General features: G+C 67.4%; 17 protein-coding genes and 2 riboswitches. Of the genes, 11 read left to right on the forward strand and 6 right to left on the reverse strand.

Features of this window, described 5'->3' with window-relative positions:
• Positions 1-141 precede the first annotated feature (141 nt).
• The 5 genes from ABFP37_RS13860 to ABFP37_RS13880 form a co-directional block, all read right to left on the reverse strand.
• Positions 142-1728, reverse strand: a complete 1587-nt coding sequence (locus ABFP37_RS13860) for a HAMP domain-containing sensor histidine kinase (protein ID WP_347033927.1) — start codon at positions 1726-1728, stop codon at positions 142-144.
• A gap of 2 nt (positions 1729-1730) precedes the next feature.
• On the reverse strand, positions 1731-2444 hold the full coding sequence (locus tag ABFP37_RS13865) for a response regulator transcription factor (protein WP_078028513.1): 714 nt from the start codon (positions 2442-2444) through the stop codon (positions 1731-1733).
• A gap of 61 nt (positions 2445-2505) precedes the next feature.
• On the reverse strand, positions 2506-4152 hold the full coding sequence (locus tag ABFP37_RS13870; RefSeq protein WP_347033928.1) for a DNA repair helicase XPB: 1647 nt from the start codon (positions 4150-4152) through the stop codon (positions 2506-2508).
• A gap of 16 nt (positions 4153-4168) precedes the next feature.
• Complete coding sequence (locus tag ABFP37_RS13875) at positions 4169-6664, reverse strand: helicase-associated domain-containing protein (RefSeq protein WP_347033929.1); 2496 nt, start codon at positions 6662-6664, stop codon at positions 4169-4171.
• Between the two features lie 10 nt (positions 6665-6674).
• Positions 6675-6908 carry a hypothetical protein gene (locus ABFP37_RS13880; protein WP_078028516.1) on the reverse strand — a complete coding sequence of 78 codons (234 nt, stop codon included), beginning with the start codon at positions 6906-6908 and terminating at the stop codon, positions 6675-6677.
• A gap of 182 nt (positions 6909-7090) precedes the next feature.
• On the opposite strand from ABFP37_RS13880, the gene ABFP37_RS13885 reads away from it, so the two are divergent.
• Both ABFP37_RS13885 and ABFP37_RS13890 read left to right on the forward strand, forming a co-directional pair.
• A complete protein-coding gene (locus ABFP37_RS13885) occupies positions 7091-7474 on the forward strand; it encodes a cold shock domain-containing protein (protein ID WP_078028601.1) in 384 nt (127 codons plus the stop codon).
• 7 nt (positions 7475-7481) lie between these two features.
• Entirely contained in the window at positions 7482-8036 is a 555-nt protein-coding gene (locus tag ABFP37_RS13890; protein WP_347033930.1) for a DUF3027 domain-containing protein, read from the forward strand.
• A 317-nt stretch (positions 8037-8353) separates the two neighbouring features.
• On the opposite strand, the gene serC is transcribed toward ABFP37_RS13890, so the two are convergent.
• A complete protein-coding gene (gene serC, locus ABFP37_RS13895; RefSeq protein ID WP_347033931.1) occupies positions 8354-9484 on the reverse strand; it encodes a phosphoserine transaminase in 1131 nt (376 codons plus the stop codon).
• 342 nt (positions 9485-9826) lie between these two features.
• Between serC and ABFP37_RS13900 the strand changes: the two genes are divergently transcribed.
• From ABFP37_RS13900 to fdhD, 9 genes are all read left to right on the forward strand, one after another.
• Entirely contained in the window at positions 9827-10522 is a 696-nt protein-coding gene (locus ABFP37_RS13900) for a metal-dependent transcriptional regulator (RefSeq protein WP_078028519.1), read from the forward strand.
• A 135-nt stretch (positions 10523-10657) separates the two neighbouring features.
• Positions 10658-10901: riboswitch (cyclic di-AMP (ydaO/yuaA leader) on the forward strand.
• 10 nt (positions 10902-10911) lie between these two features.
• Positions 10912-11727: a M23 family metallopeptidase gene (locus ABFP37_RS13905; protein ID WP_347033982.1), complete on the forward strand. Its 816-nt coding sequence runs from the start codon at positions 10912-10914 to the stop codon at positions 11725-11727.
• A 115-nt stretch (positions 11728-11842) separates the two neighbouring features.
• A riboswitch (cyclic di-AMP (ydaO/yuaA leader) is annotated at positions 11843-12036 on the forward strand.
• A gap of 160 nt (positions 12037-12196) precedes the next feature.
• Positions 12197-12769 carry a C40 family peptidase gene (locus ABFP37_RS13910; RefSeq protein ID WP_347033932.1) on the forward strand — a complete coding sequence of 191 codons (573 nt, stop codon included), beginning with the start codon at positions 12197-12199 and terminating at the stop codon, positions 12767-12769.
• 99 nt (positions 12770-12868) lie between these two features.
• Positions 12869-13636, forward strand: a complete 768-nt coding sequence (locus ABFP37_RS13915) for an NlpC/P60 family protein (protein ID WP_347033933.1) — start codon at positions 12869-12871, stop codon at positions 13634-13636.
• 223 nt (positions 13637-13859) lie between these two features.
• A complete protein-coding gene (locus tag ABFP37_RS13920; RefSeq protein WP_347033934.1) occupies positions 13860-14360 on the forward strand; it encodes an HNH endonuclease in 501 nt (166 codons plus the stop codon).
• A gap of 24 nt (positions 14361-14384) precedes the next feature.
• Entirely contained in the window at positions 14385-14993 is a 609-nt protein-coding gene (locus ABFP37_RS13925) for an NTP transferase domain-containing protein (RefSeq protein WP_347033935.1), read from the forward strand.
• 46 nt (positions 14994-15039) lie between these two features.
• A complete protein-coding gene (locus tag ABFP37_RS13930) occupies positions 15040-15390 on the forward strand; it encodes a DUF6457 domain-containing protein (RefSeq protein WP_347033936.1) in 351 nt (116 codons plus the stop codon).
• Complete coding sequence (locus tag ABFP37_RS13935) at positions 15387-16805, forward strand: molybdopterin molybdotransferase MoeA (RefSeq protein WP_347033937.1); 1419 nt, start codon at positions 15387-15389, stop codon at positions 16803-16805. The genes ABFP37_RS13930 and ABFP37_RS13935 overlap by 4 nt, the downstream gene beginning before the upstream one ends.
• Before the next feature lie 76 nt (positions 16806-16881).
• Positions 16882-17754, forward strand: coding sequence for a formate dehydrogenase accessory sulfurtransferase FdhD (gene fdhD / locus ABFP37_RS13940; protein ID WP_347033938.1), 873 nt, complete (start codon positions 16882-16884; stop codon positions 17752-17754).
• Positions 17755-17786 lie beyond the last annotated feature (32 nt).

A 17786-nucleotide genomic window follows, 5' to 3' on the forward strand; every position in this document is an offset into this window, starting at 1 on the left:
CTCGATATAGTGCGGGGACTGCGGTGCACAGTACTGCGGTGCACGGCACCGCGGTGTGCGGGACAGTCGGTTGCGGAATGGGGCCGGTTGTCCGGTCCGCTATGCCGATCCTATGAAATCAGCCGAGGCGGGCGCGACAGGTCAGTTCCTGTATGTGGACAACCCGGCCTGGCTGCTGTCGCTGCCTCGACCGTCGCCGCCCTGGCTGGAGGCCCGGCTGCCGCCGTCGCCGGTTCCGTCGCCGTGGGGAGTGCCGTCCAGGCTTTCGCTCCGGGCGTCTTCATGGCGCTCTTCCCGTGCATCATCGCGGACGGGCAGGCTGACCGTCAGCGTTGCGCCGCCGCCCTTGGTGGTGTCCACGCGTACGGACCCGCCGTGCGAGCCCACGATGGCCGCCACGATGGCCAGGCCGAGCCCGCTGCCGCCGGTATCCCTGGTGCGCGACGTGTCGGCCCGGTAGAAGCGTTCGAAGACTTTGGGCGCTTCGCTGTCCGGAATTCCGGGCCCGTGGTCCCGGACTTCCAGGACGGCCCGCTGCGAACCGTCGGCGCCTGACCGCACGCCTACTGCGAGTTCGATCGGCGTACGTTCGGGTGTGTACCGCAAAGCGTTGCCTACGAGGTTGCCCACCACCTGGCGGAGCTTCGCTTCGTCGCCGAGCACAGGTGCCGGCTCGGCGCGGCTTCCGTCGAGGCCCGTCAGGGTGATCACGCGCTTCTGGTCGCTGGCCTGGGTATCCACCACGGCGTCGTGGGCGAGCAGCTGGAGGTCGACGGGTTTTTCCTGGAGGGGCCGCTGCTCATCGAGCCGTGCCAGCAGGAGCAGGTCCTCCACCATGGAGCCCATGCGCTTGGCTTCGCTCTCGATCCGGCCCATGGCGCTGGCGACGTCCTCAGGGGACTCCAGTGCGCCGTGCCGGTAGAGCTCCGAATATCCCCTGATTGTCACGAGCGGAGTGCGCAATTCGTGCGATGCGTCGGCGGCGAAACGCCGCATGCGGTCCTCGGAGGCCATCCGTGCTGCGAAGGCGGCCTCGATGTGGGCGAGCATGGCGTTCAACGACCGTCCGAGGCGTCCCACCTCCGTGTCCGGATTCTCCACTGCGACGCGGCGTGACAGGTCGCCGGCCGCGATGGCGGCCGCCGTCTTCTCGACCCGGGCCAGCGGGCGGAAGGATCTGGTGACTGTCCAGGAGGCGATGAAGAAGGCGAGGATCAGCGTCAGCATCCCGACACCCACCACCACCAGCGTGGCGTGGCGCAGGACTTCATCCACCGTCGAGAGCGGCAGCCCGATGACCACCACGGCCCGCTGCTGGTTGCTGTCGACGATGCTGACAGCAACCACCCGCCAGTTGGCGTTGTCGGTGCCGCGGACCTGGTAGGGCTCAAAGCCGCGCTGCCGGGCCTCCTCCACGGTGATCGCGTCGATGTCCGGGCGGGGGTCCTTGCTGTCGCCGAGAACCCGTCCCGGGGCTCCCGGGTAGTAGACGACCACCGAGTAATCGGTGGGGACGCTCGTGTTGGGCATGGCGATCTGGCTAAAGGACCGCTCCTGCTCGGCAGATTCGACGGCGGCCTTGAGTTTGTCGTCCACCTGGCCTTCGAGGTAGCTGCGCAGCAGTGTCAGGGTGCCCGCCCCGGTCACAGCCAAGGCCACTAGCATGAGGGCCATCATGATGGCCACCAGCTGGGACCGGAGGGTGGCGGACTTCCAGCGTTCCAGCAAGGTCAGCGCTTTTCTGCTGTCCGCAGCACGTAGCCGACGCCGCGTTTGGTCTGGATCAGGGCAGGGGCGTCCGGATCGATGTCCACCTTGCGCCGCAGGTAGGAAATGTAGGACTCCACGATCGAGGCGTCACCGTTGAAGTCGTACTCCCAGACGTGGTCCAGGATCTGGGCCTTGGAGAGCACGCGGTTGGGATTGAGCATCAGGTACCGCAGGAGCTTGAACTCGGTGGGCGAGAGCTCAATGACCGTTCCGCCGCGGCGCACCTCGTGGGCGTCGTCGTCGAGTTCGAGGTCGTCAACGCGGATCACTGCCTCGTCGTCGTCCAGCAGCGGCTGGGTGCGGCGCAGCACCGCGCGGATCCGCGCCACCACTTCGTCGAGGCTGAACGGCTTGGTGACGTAGTCGTCGCCGCCCACGGTGAGTCCGGTGACCTTGTCTTCGGTGTCGTCCTTGGCGGTGAGGAACAGGACCGGGAAATGCTTGCCCGCGGCGCGGAGCCGCCGCGTCACCGTGAAGCCGTCCATGTCCGGAAGCATGACGTCGAGCACGGCGAGGTCCGGAGTGTGGGCCTCCGCAGCGGCGAGGGCCTCGCGCCCGTTGCCGGCCGACACGACCTCGAACCCGGCAAAGCGCAGCGAGGTGGACAGCAGCTCGCGGATGTTGGGCTCGTCATCGACCACGAGGAGCTTTGCCTCGGCACCGTTCTTTTTCATATCTCCCATGATGCTCCCAGAGTCTGGGAGTTTTCTGGATGAAAGTTGTGTGTTGCGTGGGCTAACTGGCCTTGTCCACGTCCTTGGCGTCCATGATCCGGTACGCGTAGCCCTGCTCGGCCAGAAACCGCTGCCGCTTGGCAGCGAAGTCCTGGTCCAGCGTGTCCCGGGCCACGAGCGAGTAGAAGCGCGCCGCGCGGCCGTCCTGCTTGGGACGCAGCAGCCGGCCGAGTCGTTGGGCTTCTTCCTGCCGCGACCCGAAGGAACCCGACACCTGGATGGCAACGGATGCTTCCGGGAGATCGATGGAGAAGTTGGCCACCTTGGACACGACGAGGGTCTGGACTTCACCTGCGCGGAATGCGTCAAAGAGCCTCTGGCGTTCCTTCACGGAGGTCTCACCCTTGATGACCGGCGCCCCCAGGCGCTCGCCCAGCTCATCGAGCTGGTCGATGTACTGCCCGATCACGAGCAGCTGCTCGCCGCGGTGCCGTTCCACCAGCTGCTCCACGACGAGGGTCTTGGTCTCGGAGGTGGCGCAGAGCCGGTACTTGTCGGCGTCCTCCGCCATGGCGTAGGCGACGCGCTCGTCCCGGGGAAGGTCCACGCGCACCTCCACACAGTCCGCGGGTGCGATGTAGCCCTGGGCCTCGATGTCCTTCCAGGGCGCGTCGTACCGTTTGGGTCCGATCAGGCTGAAGACCTCGCCCTCCCTGCCGTCCTCGCGTACCAGCGTGGCTGTCAGGCCCAGCCGGCGGCGGGCCTGGAGGTCCGCGGTCATCCGGAAGATCGGTGCGGGGAGCAGGTGGACCTCGTCGTAGATGATCAGCCCCCAGTCGTTGCCGTCCACCAGCTCAAGGTGCGGATACAGGCCGCCCCGCTTCGTGGTGAGGACCTGGTACGTGGCGATCGTCACCGGCCGGACTTCCTTGACGGCGCCCGAATACTCGCCAATTTCGGCCTCGGTCAGCGAGGTCCGCTTGAGCAGTTCGTCTTTCCACTGCCGTGCCGAGACGGTGTTGGTCACGAGGATCAGCGTGGTGGTGGAGCTCGTGGCCATCGCCGCGGCGCCCACCAGGGTCTTGCCCGCGCCGCAGGGCAGCACCACCACGCCGCTGCCGCCGGCCCAGAAGTTCTCGGTGGCCAGCCGCTGGTAGGGCCGCAGCTTCCAGCCCGACTCGTTTAGCATGATGGGGTGGGGCGTGCCGTCGACATAGCCGGCAAGGTCCTCTGCAGGCCAGCCGATCTTCAGCAGCAGCTGCTTGAGCTGACCGCGCTGGGAGGAGTGGACCACCACGGTCTCGCCGTCGATGCGCGGCCCCAGCAGCGGCTGGATTTTCTTGGCCCGGCTGACCTCCTCAAGTACGGGGTAGTCAGTGGTGCGCATGACCAGCCCGTGCTGCGGATCCTTTTCGAGCCTGAGCCGCCCGTAGCGGGACATGGTTTCCTCGATGTCGATCAGCAGCGAATGCGGCACCGGGAAACGGGAGTACTTGAGCAGGGTGTCGAGCACTTTCTCCGCATCCAGCCCGGCCGCCCTGGCATTCCAGAGCCCCAGCGGCGTGAGCCGGTAGCTGTGCATGTGTTCGGGCGCACGTTCCAGCTCCGCGAAGGCAGCGATGGCGTGCCGGGCCTCGGTGGCCTGCTCGTGGTCGACTTCCAGGAGGATGGTTTTGTCGCTCTGGACGATCAGCGGGCCGTCGTTCACGCTGCGAAAACCTTCACTAATGCGATTCCTCTGCTGTTTCGATGTCGATGATCCGGTGGATGGAGAGCACCCTTTCAGTGTCCTTGGCGGGGTCGAAGACCCGGACGCGTCCACCGGTTACAGAGACCGGAACAACGGTTTCCAGCCTCGCATTCCCCAGGCTGTCCACCACGTTCATGGTGACCCGCTGTTTGAGCCGGATAGCCCTCCTGAGCGTCTCGAGCCCCAGCTGCGTGGCTTCTTCGGCGCCGCCGGCGAAGGCCGGATGCGCGCCGTTGGCTCCCGTGCCGGCGTCCGCGGCGTGGCTGCGGAGCACCGCGAGCTGGGCGTCCACGTCCGCGTCCGCCGGGGCCGTGCGGGGTGCGCTGTACACGGGGCGGGTGCTGCCTTGAAGCGGCGCAGTACGGTTCAGGTGGACGACGGCGGATCCCGGGTCATCGACGGCGGGCGAAAGTCCCAGCCCCCGCAGCACCAACGCCGTCTGCCGGGGCGATGCCGTGGAAACCAGGACGGTGGGGGCGATCCGGACCAGGCCCAGTGACGACGCGGCGGCCTCGCCGGCCAGTTCGCTGAGGGCGGCCTCGTCGTCGCTCTGGATGAAGCTGGTTGCCGCGCCGACGCGCAGCTTGCCGTGCCGGGCGGCGGTGTCCTCCACGAGATACTGCAGCGGCTGCGGAACTGCGGTGGCCGAGTGCTGGCGGAGGAAGCCGAGGATGGCGGCGGCGTCCAGTCCCGAGTCCAGCGCACGCCGGATGGACGCCGCCGAGAACCGGTAGATGGTGGCTGGGCCCTGCCCTTCGGCGTCCGACATCCGCAGCAGTTGTTCGCTCAGCTCCGGGGCCAGGTAGCCCGGCGCCACGGCCGTGAGATCAGCCTGCAGGAGCACGTGGCTAAGCGCCGCGGGCAGGTGCTCGCCGAGGATGTTCATGGCGTCCTGGGGCGACTCCGCGGCGATGGCCGCGCCCAGCTGGCTGAGCGCGCCGGAGCCGATCAGTCCGAGCATTTCCGCCTCCGCAAGCACTCCCCGGATCAGCGAGCTGAACCGGCGGGCCATGCGCGGCTGGGACCACTCGGCGCGCTGCAGCACGGCCTCGGCGTTGAGGACCGGGGCTGTCCCGTCGGACGCTTCCGCTTCAAGGGTCAGCTCCTGCAGGATTTCCAGGATCCTCCTCCGGACGACGGGCGCATCGGTTCGCTGGGCCTCCGCGGAGAGCGCGTTGACCGTGGTGCCGGCGGCGGCCCGGTGGCCGGGTTGCCCGCCGGGCTGGCCGTTGATGGGCTGGCCCACCAGTGAGGGGGCGCGTTCGCTGGCCAGCCAGGCGTTGACCAGCCACAGCCACTGTTCCTGCCGCGGCAGTCCCAGCCACTCCAGGTGAGGGGGCTGCACCCAGCAGGAGCTGTCCACATCCAGCCGGACCAGTCCGGACAGTGCACAGAACTCCAGCAGCACTGCGGCCACCTGCTGATCGACCCGCAGGGAATCGGCAAGCCGCCGCATTTCGCGGATACCCACGCCGCCGCTCCGCAGCGTGGCCAGCGGCTGCATGCGGACGGCATGGAGCAGTTCGCCGGTGAGCCGCAGGGTCTCGGCGATGGCGCCGAGGGCGGCGTTGCGGCGCAGCGCGGCGGTGGTGGTGCCGAGCGTCGGCACCGGCGGAGTCAGTGAGAAATTGTCGATGACGGCGCCGCCCCGGAGCGACATACCCACGCTGTGCGGCAGCTCCACGTGCGCGGCGTCCAGCGGCACCAGGAGGCCGCGCGCCAAAAGCCAGTCCACCGGCCCGACGTCGGACCCCTCGGCGGTCACGGACGCTTTCCGCTGCGCCTGGGGGACGGCACCCATGGCCCAGTTGCTGAACCTGGCGAGCAGCGCCGTCGTGCGCTCCGGAGCCGTGGCGAGGGCTGCCCGCAAGGATTCGGGGGAGGACGTCCAGTGCTGCAGGGCCAGCGCTGCCTCCATGGGAGTGGTGGCCGCCTGGATGTCGGCCCCGCTGCGGTGCAGCTCGTTGACGAGCTGGACGACGCGCTGGGCGAAGGCCGGCTGCAGCCGCACGAGTTCGGTATAGCTGCGACCCAGCCCGGCCGGATATATTCCGACGACGTCCTTGAGGCTGCCCACCGGGAGGTAGAACCGCTGCCTGTGCGCCGCCGGCCCGGCGCTGTGCGGCGGCTCGGCCCGGTGCACCAACGCCAGTTCCTGCAGCGACAGCAGTATCCGTTCAACGGCGGCCACGGTTGAACCGGCGATCAGCTTCTTGAGGACCGTGGCCGATGCGCTGTGGCCGGTGTCCGTGTTCGTGCACAGGTGGAGGGTCTCGAGGACCTGCATTTGGGGCCGGTTCAGCCGTTCCAGTGCGCGCTGCACGCTCACCCGCGCGCTGGCCCGGGCAGCCAGTGCCGCAAAGTCGGGAACGCCGGGGGACATCAGGTCCGGCCGCGCAGCGAACAGGGCCCGCAACGACTCATCGCTGCGTGCCTCCAGTTCCTTGCTCAGCGCACGAATGAGGGACATCAGTCCAACGTTACCGCCCGCCGGGGTTTCCCGCCCGGCGGCGGGCTGCGACGCCGTCGATTATCAGGATGAGCATCAGCAGGAAAGCCGCCGGAAGCCCGTAGAGCGCGGTGGAGGTGATCCACTGCGGCGCGGCCTGGCCGCTGAAGGCCATGGCCATCACCGTTCCGACGGCCACGAGGGAAAGCACTGCCAGGAGCGCTGCGGCGATCATCAGCGGACGCCGGAAACGCGTGGATATCATGCAGTAACGCTAACAGTCCGGCCGCAGCCGCGCCGCAAAGCAGGATAACGGGGCCAGTCAGGATAACCTTGAAGGAACAGACCAACATGGACCAGGACGTCATGCCCTGAACCCGCACATCAGTGTGGATGCGGTGATGGCCGGACATGTCTCAGAACGTCAGAACGAAGAAGGTTGATTACGTGCCTACCGGCAAGGTCAAGTGGTATGACAAGGACAAGGGTTTCGGATTCCTCGCAGGCGAGGACGGGCAGGAAGTATTCCTCCCCAAGTCTGCCCTCCCCGAAGGCATCACGGAACTGAAGGCCGGCACCCGCGTTGAGTTCGGCGTCGCAGACGGCCGTAAGGGCGCCCAGGCACTGGGGCTGCGTGTCCTCGACAAGACACCGTCCATCGCCAAGGCAAAGCGTCCCAGCGCCAGGGACCTCGCTCCGCTGGTCCAGGACCTCGTAAGCGTCCTGGATAACCTGTCGGGAACACTGTCGGCGGGCAAGTACCCGGAGGGCAACAAGGGCAAGGCCATCGCCGCCGCCCTGCGTAAGGTTGCCGACGAGCTGGACGCTTAGGCCCCTGATGAACCCGGAACCTGAACAGGCCGAAGCCAAGGCGGACTCCAAGGCGCCCAAACGGCGTGCCGGCGTCCCTGTGTGGCGCACGGGCAAGCCGGACGCCGTGCTGGCGGCGGCCGTGGACGTCGCCAGGGCCGCCGTCGAAGGCATCGCAAAGGCCTCCGAAATCGGCGACCACCTTGCCGCCCGCACTGAGGGTGACCGTGTGGTGACGCACCTCTTCGAATCGCGGCTGCCCGGCTACGTCGGCTGGCAGTGGTACGCCGTCCTGACCCGCAACTCGCGGTCCAAGGTGATCACTGTGAACGAACTTGGCTTGCTCCCGTCCGAGGATTCAATCCTCGCGCCGGAGTGGGTGCCCTGGGCCGAGCGGGTCCGCCCCGAGGACGCCCGCGACGAGGACAGTTCTCCAGAGGAGGACGCTCCCGCGGACAGTGCTCCGGCGGAAAATGCTGGCGAGGAGGATGCTCCCGAGGACAGCGCTCCTGCGGAAAACGCTGCCGAGGAGAACGCGGCTGACGGCTCCGGCATCGTCCCGGAGAGTTCCGGGCAGGGCTGATCCCACCGTTGGGATCATCCGGGATTGAGTTCCACGAAGGCCGGCCATGATGTCCACCTTCAGATCCCTGCATATCCTCAACTACCGCATCTGGTTCGTCGGCGCGCTCATCTCCAACATCGGGACGTGGTCAGGGACGACCTCCTGCCCAACACCGTGGTGCCCAACAGCGCATCCTTAAACGCCGACGGCGTCGCTCAGGTCGCTGCGCTGGTGCCCGCGCCGGAACGGCGGACGGCGCCGGCCGGGACGCAAGCCCGGACGACGCCGTCGGACGCTGCCGCCCAAAAGGCGCCACCGCATAGCTGGGGGAAGGGCTACTTCTTCAGCTCGCCCACCACATAGTCGATGCATTCGAGCAGGGCGGTGACGTCCGAAGGCTCGATCGCCACGAAGGTGGCAATGCGCAGCTGGTTGCGTCCCAGTTTCCGGTACGGTTCAGTGTCCACGACGCCGTTTGCGCGGAGCACCTTGGCAATGGCGGCCGCATCGATGGAGTCATCGAAATCGATCGTCGCGATGACGTTGGAGCGTTCCGCGGCGTTGGCCACGAACGGCGTGGCGAACTCGGAGGCTTCTGCCCACTTGTAGATGCGGCCCGCGGAGTCGGCGGTGCGGCCGGCAGCGAAGTCGAGGCCGCCGTTGGCATTGAGCCACTGCACCTGGGCATCGAGGGTGACCAGCGTTGCCAGGGCCGGCGTGTTGTACGTCTGGTTCAGCTTGGAGTTATCGATGGCGGTCTGGAGGTCCAGGAAGTCCGGAATCCAGCGGCCGCTCGCCTTGATCCGGGCGGCGCGCTCCAGCGCGGCGGGGGAGAACAGGCCAAGCCACAGGCCGCCGTCGGAGGCGAAGTTCTTCTGCGGCGCGAAGTAGTAGACGTCCGTCTCGGCAACGTCGACGTCCAGGCCGCCGGCAGCGGACGTGGCGTCCACGAGCACCAGGGAACCGGTGTCCGCGCCGTTCACGCGCTTCACGGGGGCGGCGACGCCGGTGGAGGTCTCGTTCTGCGGCCAGGCGTAGACGTCCACTCCGGCCTCGGCCCGCGGTGCCGGGCATGTTCCCGGTTCGGACTTGATGATGGAGGATTCCGCCAGGAACGGGGCCTTGTTGGTGGCTGCGGCGAACTTGGAGCCGAACTCGCCGAAGGACAGGTGCTGCGCCTTCTCCTCCACCAGGCCGAAGCTGGCCACATCCCAGAACGCGGTCGATCCGCCCACACCGAGGACTACTTCGTAGCCATCGGGAGCGCGGAAGAAGGTGCTGAGGCCCTCACGGACCGATCCGACGAGGTTCTTGACCGGGGCCTGGCGGTGCGACGTTCCCAGGAGTGTTGTGGCGGCTGCGGACAGTGCCTCGATCTGCTCGGGCCTGACTTTGGAGGGTCCGGCGCCGAACCGTCCGTCCTTGGGCAGGAGGTTTGCTGGGATAGTGATGCTGGTGTCGCTCACAGTGGCTCCAATTTTCGGCATGGACATGCGGTTGGGCGGGGTCAATAGATGACCGGCGGGAGGCGTGGCTGCCCGCGAAGGCCCCTTTTATTCTGCCTGAGACCCGGAAATCCCGGGAAACGCACCCGTCACAGTCCAGTCATTGAGACAGGTCCGGGCACGACGGGGGATTATCCGGAGTAATTCAAAATAGGCTAAGCTTTGAATGGACGTACGGGTGGTCATGCCGGTGTTGTTCCGCCGTCGAGCTGCGACCGCGGAGCAGGTTGCCGGAGCCCGCTACGGTGGGCCCGCGGTACGGTGGGACGGACACAAAGTACTGTGCTCGAGGAGCTGAGCTGAATGACGGATCTGATCGACACCACGGAGATGTATCTTCGGACCATTTTGGAGCTTGAAGAAGAGAACATCGTGGCGCTCCGGGCCCGAATCGCCGAACGGCTTCGCCACTCCGGCCCCACGGTGTCCCAGACTATCGGCAGGATGGAACGCGACGGGCTCGTGGTTGTTTCCGGCGACCGACACCTCGAACTGACCGAAACCGGCCGCAAGCGCGCCACCGAAGTCATGCGCAAGCACCGCCTTGCCGAGCGGCTCCTCGCCGATGTTATCGGCCTGGACTGGGCGTACGTCCACGACGAGGCCTGCCGCTGGGAGCACGTCATGAGCGAGCGTGTGGAGCGCAGGATCTTCGAACTGCTCAACCATCCGACGGAGTCGCCGTACGGCAATCCGATTCCCGGGCTGGCGGCGCTCGGCGGGCAGCCGTCGAACGCATTCTCGGACGGGGTCCTGAACCTCCTCGACGCCATGGCCGGCTACGGCCCGGACTCCCGCGTGACCGTCAGCAGGCTGGCGGAACCAATCCAGGTTGAACCGGAGCTGCTGGTCCAGTTGGACGAAGGTGGGATCCGTCCTGGCGCCGCGGTGTCCCTCGAGCGTGTGGGGGAGTACATCTCCGTGCGTGTCCCCGGGTTCGAAGGCGCACTGGAGTTGCCGCCCGAAGTGGCCGCCCACGTCTTCGTCCGCGTAGGCTAAACCCGCACCATGCGCGGGTTGTCTGACATCTGTTGGCAGGACGCCCTACAACTTTTGCACAGGCAAGATAACGGAATTATTACCGTGCAGCTTAATCACTTATAGTTAAAAGGCAGCGCCGATACTAAAGCGTTACCTGATCTGGAGCCGAACTCTGCCAGCGGATCAGTAGCACGAAGCACCTACTGGCAGAGGCGGGGGAACCACAAGCGGCTGTTGAAACAGCCTTGGGGTGAAGTCCGCAGCAGCAAGCCACTTTCCGCAGAAGGAATCTCCCGGGATACCCCTGCGCCGAAAAGGCTTGTCACGGCGGACCGGGTCGATGAACTCTCTGACCCGAATCCGACAGCTAACTTCGCAGGCTATCCAGAGAGGAAACGTTCTTGACCATGCAGCATGCCCGGGGCCGCCGCCGCGCGACCGGTCCCGCTTCGGAGCCGCGCCTCCCTGAAGCCTTCTCCGCGGAACGCCCCCGGGATGCGCAGCGCGAAGCTCGTCGGCGCCGGGGCCCGTTCCGCCAGGTCACGGACTTTGCCGCAGCCAGCGGGGTGGGCCAGAAAGCCGGAGTCGCCCTCGCTGCCACCGGTCTCCTGCTGACCGTCACGGTTCCCGCCACCAGCCCCGTCATGGCCCTGGGGGAGGGCTCCTCGCCCGCCTCTTTTGCCTCGCCTGCCCAGCCGGAAGTCTCCGCTGAGGCCGCGGCCAAGGTGGATTTCAGCCGCACTGCCGTGTCCACCCAGGGTGACCCCGACGGCAAACTCAAGCAGCTCCTGAGCGCTCAGTCCGCCGGCAGCATTTCCCGCGCGGCGTCCGCAGGAACCCTCGGATCCCCCCTCGAAACCCTGGTCAAGTCCTCGCCCTTTGGCTACCGCGTGAGCCCCATTACGGGCGGCGTGGGAGAGTTCCACCGCGGCCAGGATTTTGCGGCCCAGTGCGGCACGTCTGTGTTCGCGGCCGCTAGCGGCACTGTCACCTTCGCGGGCTGGCACCCTTACGGTGGCGGCAACCGCGTTGTCATCAACCACGGCAACGGCCTGGAGACGACGTATAACCATCTGTCGTCATTCAGTGTCGAGGTCGGCCAGAAGGTCTCCAGGGGCGACGTCGTGGCCCTTAGCGGGACCACCGGCGCCTCCACCGGCTGCCACCTCCACTTCGAGGTGATGGTCAACGGAGACGTCGTTGATCCCACCGGCTGGCTCTGAGCCAAAGCCGATGGAGTGCTCTCTCATTCTTGTGACATGCCGTGACCTGAATGTGACATTCGCTCCGAAGTCCTGTACCGTCTAAACCGCGTCAACTTTTCCGAAGTTGACGCTCTTGAGTGGATTGCCTAACTCTGCCACCGCTCAAGGTCCGTTCGCATTACATCGTCTGGCAGAGGCGGGGGAACCAATTTTGGTCTTCGCAAGAAGACCTTGGGGTTAAGTCGCAAAGCTTCCCAGGAAGCAGAGCGGCCGGGTGACTCCCATCCGAATCCGACAGCTCACCTCGTAGGCATTGGGAGAGGCTACCTTCGTGTCTACACGCCACAATCTTGCGCGCCACCGTGCGCAAACGGTTCGTATGAACCCGTTGGACTCCGTGTCCAAGGCAGTAAGCGTTAATGCTGGCACAGTAGGTCGCCAGGCAGCTGTCATCGCAGCTGCTTCAGGGCTCATCCTGAGCATTGGCATGCCGGCTAACGCCGCCGACGCCAACATCGGTGTCTCCGCCTCCGCGGAGTCCGGTTCCCAGGCCACGCAGCTTGCTGTGACCGCCGCGCCCACCGCCACTGTCTCCTTCGAGCGTCCTGCCGTCACCACCGAGGCGGCCCCCGTCACCGAAACCCTCGCCGCGCAGTCCAGCGACGAGACCGCGGCTGCGGGGTCCATCACCGCGAAGGCTGACAAGCTGACCGACGCCGCGAAGTCCGCTGCGGCTTCGGGGCTGGCAGCCATCGCGTACACCGGGATCGGCCACCCGTACGTCTGGGGCGGCACCACTCCCAGCGGCTGGGACTGCTCCGGCTTCACCCAGTGGGTCTACGCGCAGGCCGGCATCAGCATTCCCCGCGTCAACGCGTGGAACGCCATGACGCCCACCTCAACGCCGGCTCCCGGCGACCTAGTCATGCAGAACGGCGGCGCCCACGTGGGCATCTACGTCGGCAACGGCATGATGATCAGCGCGCTGAACCCCTCGGACGGCACCATCCTGCACGCAGTGTCCGCCACGGGCACGTCCTCGTTTTACACCCTTCGCTAAGAACCCCATTCGAGACGATCCGGCATACCCCCAAGATGCCGGCGCGTCGCTAAACCACGGCCTGCTACCGCGGTCCGTGGAACACGAAAGAGAGAAATCATGACTACACGTGCGACCATTGCACGCCACCGCGCCGAGGTCACCAAGACCAACTCGCTGGCCGTCATTGCCAAGGCTGTCGGCGACAACGCCGGTGGAGTAGGCCGCCAGGCCGCAGTTATCGCTGCTGCTTCCGGACTCGTTCTGACCAGCGGCATCGCCGCCAATGCCGCGGAGACCAACGTTCAGCGGGAATCCGCTCCGACGTCGGCCCTTGAAGTTCAGTCCGCTGCGCCGGCAACCATTTCCGCCGCTTCGAGCATCGCTATCTCCTACGAGAAGCCTGCTGTTTCCACGACGCCGGCTCCCGTCGAGGCTCCCAAGCCTGTCGTCCAGGTCCAGGAAGCGGCCCCCGCGGCCGACGCGACTCCGGCAGTGGATGCCAACGCCGCCGTCACCGCCTCCACTCCGGCGGCGCCGAACACCAAGGCCGGAAGCGGCATGGGCGCTTCGATCGCCGCTGCTGCCTACGCGCAGCTGGGTGTTTCGCAGGACTGCACCGCGCTGGCGACCAACTCCCTCGCAGCCGTGGGCATCAACTACCACGGCTGGCCGGCAGGTTACCTGTCCCTCGGCCGTACGGTCAGCGCTGCTGAAGCCCAGCCGGGCGACCTCGCATACTACGAAAACGGCGGCATGGGCATGGCCCACATCGCAGTTTACGTCGGCAACGGCCAGGCGGTGCACGGCGGCTGGAACGGCGGAACCACCGCACTGTTCAGCGTCAACGTCGGCTCCGGCCCGGTCTTCATCCGCGTCGGCGGCTAAGGCTAAAGCCCAAGGCTTCCAAAGGACCCCTGCCACTGCGGCGGGGGTCCTTTTGCGTTCCCGCCTGCCCCGTACGCTCCGACACGGGACGTCCGTCCGCGTCCCCGATTCGCTCATCTGCCCTGTCAGTGTTTACTCTTGTGGTGTCGATCCATAGCCCGGACAAGCAGAGGGCAGCCGGCCCTCGCGCCTCTGCCGGGTGCGGCCGTGAAGAGGTATGTGCATGCGCACTCTCGTTCTGAATGCTGGATATGAACCGCTGGCGGTAGTCACCTTCCGCCGGGCGCTGGTCCTTGTGCTCACCGGAAAAGCAAGCGTGGTGGCCGAAGGCGACGATCCTGTCGTCGGGCCGCAGGACATCATGGGCCGTCCGTCCGTGATTCTCCTCAACCGCTATATCCGGCCCCGGTACAACATGATCACCGCCGTGAGCCGCCGCGGCGTCCTCCGCCGGGACGGCCACCGGTGCGCGTACTGCGGCAAGGCAGCACACACCATAGACCATGTCCACCCGAAGTCCCGGGGCGGTGCCGACTCCTGGGAAAACCTCGTCGCGGCCTGCCTCCGCTGTAACAACGTCAAGGGTGATCACACCCCCGGCGAAATGGGCTGGAAGCTCCGGTTCGTGCCGGCGCCTCCCGTGGGCACCATCTGGCAGATCAAGGAACTGGAGAAGCCCACGCCGGCGTGGGATCCGTTCCTGCTTCCGGAGACTGCCGCCTGACCTGCTCCGCATTACGCTGGGTACGTGGACTTTGATGCGATAGTTCTGGCAGGCGGCCGCTCCTCACGGCTGGGCGGCACGCCCAAGTCCGCGTTGATGTACGACGGCGCCACCCTCCTTGAGCGGTCAATCGCCGCTGCAGGCGGCGCGAGGCGCATCGTGGTGGTGGGCCCGGAACCGGCCGACCTCCCGGCCGGCATACTGAGCTGCCGCGAGGATCCGCCGTTCGCCGGACCGGCGGCAGCCATCGCCGCTGGCCTGGCCGGCCTTCGGCGCGCCCGGGCGGCCGACGAGGACGATGCCGCGCTGGTCCTTGTCCTGGCATGCGATATGCCGCGGGCGGCCGACGCCGTCGGCGCCCTTCGGGAGGCCGCTGCTGCCGCCGCGGCCGGCAGCGTCTTGGCCTCGTCCCCGGACGGCCGTCTGCAGCCGCTGGCCGGTTTTTACCACACAGCTGCGCTACAACGCGCCGTCGACGACGCCGAGGCCGCCGGGAGTCTGACGCACGGGTCAGTTTTCGCTCTCCTTGCTAGGCTTGACGTGCAGGCTGTCATGGTCCCTGCCGGCTCCACGGATGACGTGGATACCTGGGACGATGCGGCCGCACTAGGAGTGGCTGCACGGGGGCAATGATCCGCCTCCGCAGCGCCGCAGCGGCAGTCGAGTTTTGGAGGCAGGCATGAAAAGCCAGGACGAAACCCTTGAGGAGTGGTGCCGGCTGCTGCTTCGTGCCTTCGAGCTGGAGGACGTTGACGTGGACATCAACGAGGTCCTGTCCCTCGCCGGGGTTGCCGCGCATTCGGTTGTCCGGCCGGCCGCCCCGCTGACCACCTTCATTGCCGGCTTTGCTGCCGGCCTGGCGTCAGGTTCGGACCGCGCCACTGATTCCACGTCGATGAAGGCCGCCATGGATGTGGCCCGTTCCCTGTCCCAGGCATACGCGGCGGACGAGCCGCAGGGCACCGCCGTTCCGCCCGCAGCCGGCGGGACAGCCGGCGTTGCGGCTCCCAGCGGGACACCGGGGGAATGACAGCCCCTCCCGAACCGCCTTCCGCCGACGCCGCCCCGGAGGCTGACGAGCCCGCCAGGCACCTGGCACATACCTGGGAAGAAGCCCGGCAGGCAGCCTTTGACTGTGCTTCCCCCATCCCACCGGGTCCAGTTCCGCTGCGCTCGGCCTTGGGACGGACTTTGGCCGCCGACGTCACCGCGCTGCAGGACATACCCCACTACGCGTCCTCCGCGATGGACGGATGGGCCGTCAACGGCACAGGGCCGTGGATCCTGGCCGACCCGGGTCAACGGCTGGCTCCGCACCAGGCAAGCGTCATCGTGACAGGCGGGCTCATTCCCCCCGGCGCCAAGGCCGTGCTCCGCAGCGAAAGCGGCGTCATGTCCACAGACGACGAGGGCCTGCCCGTGCTGGCTCTGGGCGGCACGGCCCGGCCAGGCGAACCCCGCAACGGCCAGCACGTCCGCAAAGCCGGGGAGGAAGCCGCCGAAGGCGATGTCCTGGTCAAGGCCGGCACCACGCTGAATCCCGCACAGCTGGCCCTGGCCGCCCTCGCGGGTTACGACGACGTTGTGGTGCTCGGCAAGCCGGTGGTGAAGCTCGTACTGACGGGCTCCGAGGTGGTGGACCACGGCCTGCCGGTCCCGGGACAGGTGCGGGACACCTTTGGCCCGCAGCTGGCCTCGGTGGTGGAAATGCTGGGCGGGCTCTGCGCCGAGCAGGTCCGGATCGGCGACAGCTACGGCGAGTGGCTTGAAGCGCTCGAGGACGTCGGAACCGGGGGCGTCGGAACCGGGGCACCCGTCCCGGGTGACGCCGCGGCACCCGGCCTGCCACCCGACGTCGTGATCACCACCGGAGGCACCGGACGGTCCGGGACCGACCATTTCAGGCGTGCCGTGGCGGAACTCGGCGGACGGCTGGTGATCGACGGCGTGGCCATGCGGCCGGGACACCCGGCCGTCCTTGCCGAGCTCCCGGACGGCCGATTCGTGCTGGGACTGCCAGGCAACCCGCTGGCGGCCATGATGGCCCTGTCCACGGTGGGCGCACCGCTACTTGCCGCACTGGGTCACGGGGCCATGCCGCCCGTGCGGGACGTTCCCTGCGGAACCATGATCGACCCCGACCCCGGAAGGACCCGGCTCATGCCGTTCCGGCTCCTGTACGGCATGGCCTCTCCTGCCCAGCACACGGGCCCGGGCATGATGCGGGGCTTGGCCTCCGCCGACGGCGTGATGGTGGTCCCGCCGCACGGTGTGCAGCTGGGCGAAATGGTCCCCGCCTTTGCCCTGCCCTGGGGACCCGCCATCCCCGAACCGAAGACGGCTGAACCCAAGCCCAAGGCGCCCGCACGGAAAGCGGGGAGCAGGTCCGCCGGCAAACCGGCGGCGCAGGACGGCCCCGTGGACTGGAGCGCGCTGCTGGACTGAGCCCGTGAACGTTGGTGTATGGCCGCCGCGCTTGCAATGATGGACGCATGAACAGCCAAACAGCAGGGGTGGTCCGATGGGGCGCGTGACGCAACGACGCAAGGTGCACCGCTACGTCATGGACGGCTCGCCGGGGGCACGTGAATTTCCCGTACGGCACCGGGAAGACGTGCTGGCCGTGGAGGAGCCCCTGGAGATCCGGCTGGGCGGTCTGTCCTTCTCCGTAACCATGCGCACGCCCGGGGACGACTTCGATCTCGTGGCGGGCTTCCTGGTATCCGAGGGAGTCATCTGGGACCCGGACCAGCTGATCTCGCTGAGGTTCTGCGCGGGGGAGGACGAAGACGGCGTCCAGACATTCAACGTAGTGGAAGCACAGCTCCGGCCGGACGTCGCGCTGCCGGACACGGGGCGGCATGTGTACACGTCCAGTTCCTGCGGCATCTGCGGCACGGACTCGATCGACGCCGTCCGGAAGTCCTCGCATTTCACCCCGGCAGAGGACACACTGACGGTGCCCCTCGGGACGCTCGCCTCCCTGCCGGACCTGCTCCGTGAGGCCCAGACCGTCTTCGAAGCCACCGGCGGAGTGCACGCCGCCGGCCTGTTCAGCATTGACGACGACGGCGGTGCCCGGCTTCTGTGCCTGCGGGAGGACGTGGGCCGGCACAACGCGGTGGACAAGGTGGTGGGCTGGGCCCTGCGGGAGCGGCGGCTGCCGCTCAGCGGAACGGTGCTCCAGGTGTCCGGTCGGGCGTCCTTCGAACTCGTGCAAAAAGCGGCGCTCGCGGGGATTCCCGTGCTTGCCGCCGTGAGTGCCCCGTCCAGCCTGGCCGTTGAGCTCGCCGAGTCCACCGGCATCACCCTGGCGGGCTTCAGCCGGGGGACCAGCCTGAACGTTTACGCGGGTTCCGGGCGCATCGCCATGCCCGCGCCAATGCCCCGGTAGCGGCCCGGGACCCTTGGCTATTGCACCGAGAC

Source organism: Burkholderia sp. RS01 (genome assembly GCF_039748055.1).
Taxonomy (GTDB): Bacteria; Actinomycetota; Actinomycetes; order Actinomycetales; family Micrococcaceae; genus Arthrobacter.

Excerpts from the sequence above, each read along its gene's own strand:
- ABFP37_RS13865 (WP_078028513.1), bottom strand. The coding sequence starts at position 2,444 with ATGAAAAAGAACGGTGCCGAGGCAAAGCTCCTCGTGGTCGATGACGAG.
- ABFP37_RS13875 (WP_347033929.1), bottom strand. The coding sequence starts at position 6,664 with ATGTCCCTCATTCGTGCGCTGAGCAAGGAACTGGAGGCACGCAGCGAT.
- ABFP37_RS13880 (WP_078028516.1), bottom strand. The coding sequence starts at position 6,908 with ATGATATCCACGCGTTTCCGGCGTCCGCTGATGATCGCCGCAGCGCTC.
- ABFP37_RS13890 (WP_347033930.1), top strand. The coding sequence starts at position 7,482 with ATGAACCCGGAACCTGAACAGGCCGAAGCCAAGGCGGACTCCAAGGCG.
- ABFP37_RS13900 (WP_078028519.1), top strand. The coding sequence starts at position 9,827 with ATGACGGATCTGATCGACACCACGGAGATGTATCTTCGGACCATTTTG.
- ABFP37_RS13905 (WP_347033982.1), top strand. The coding sequence starts at position 10,912 with ATGCAGCATGCCCGGGGCCGCCGCCGCGCGACCGGTCCCGCTTCGGAG.
- ABFP37_RS13910 (WP_347033932.1), top strand. The coding sequence starts at position 12,197 with ATGCCGGCTAACGCCGCCGACGCCAACATCGGTGTCTCCGCCTCCGCG.
- ABFP37_RS13915 (WP_347033933.1), top strand. The coding sequence starts at position 12,869 with ATGACTACACGTGCGACCATTGCACGCCACCGCGCCGAGGTCACCAAG.
- ABFP37_RS13920 (WP_347033934.1), top strand. The coding sequence starts at position 13,860 with ATGCGCACTCTCGTTCTGAATGCTGGATATGAACCGCTGGCGGTAGTC.
- ABFP37_RS13930 (WP_347033936.1), top strand. The coding sequence starts at position 15,040 with ATGAAAAGCCAGGACGAAACCCTTGAGGAGTGGTGCCGGCTGCTGCTT.
- ABFP37_RS13935 (WP_347033937.1), top strand. The coding sequence starts at position 15,387 with ATGACAGCCCCTCCCGAACCGCCTTCCGCCGACGCCGCCCCGGAGGCT.
- fdhD (WP_347033938.1), top strand. The coding sequence starts at position 16,882 with ATGGGGCGCGTGACGCAACGACGCAAGGTGCACCGCTACGTCATGGAC.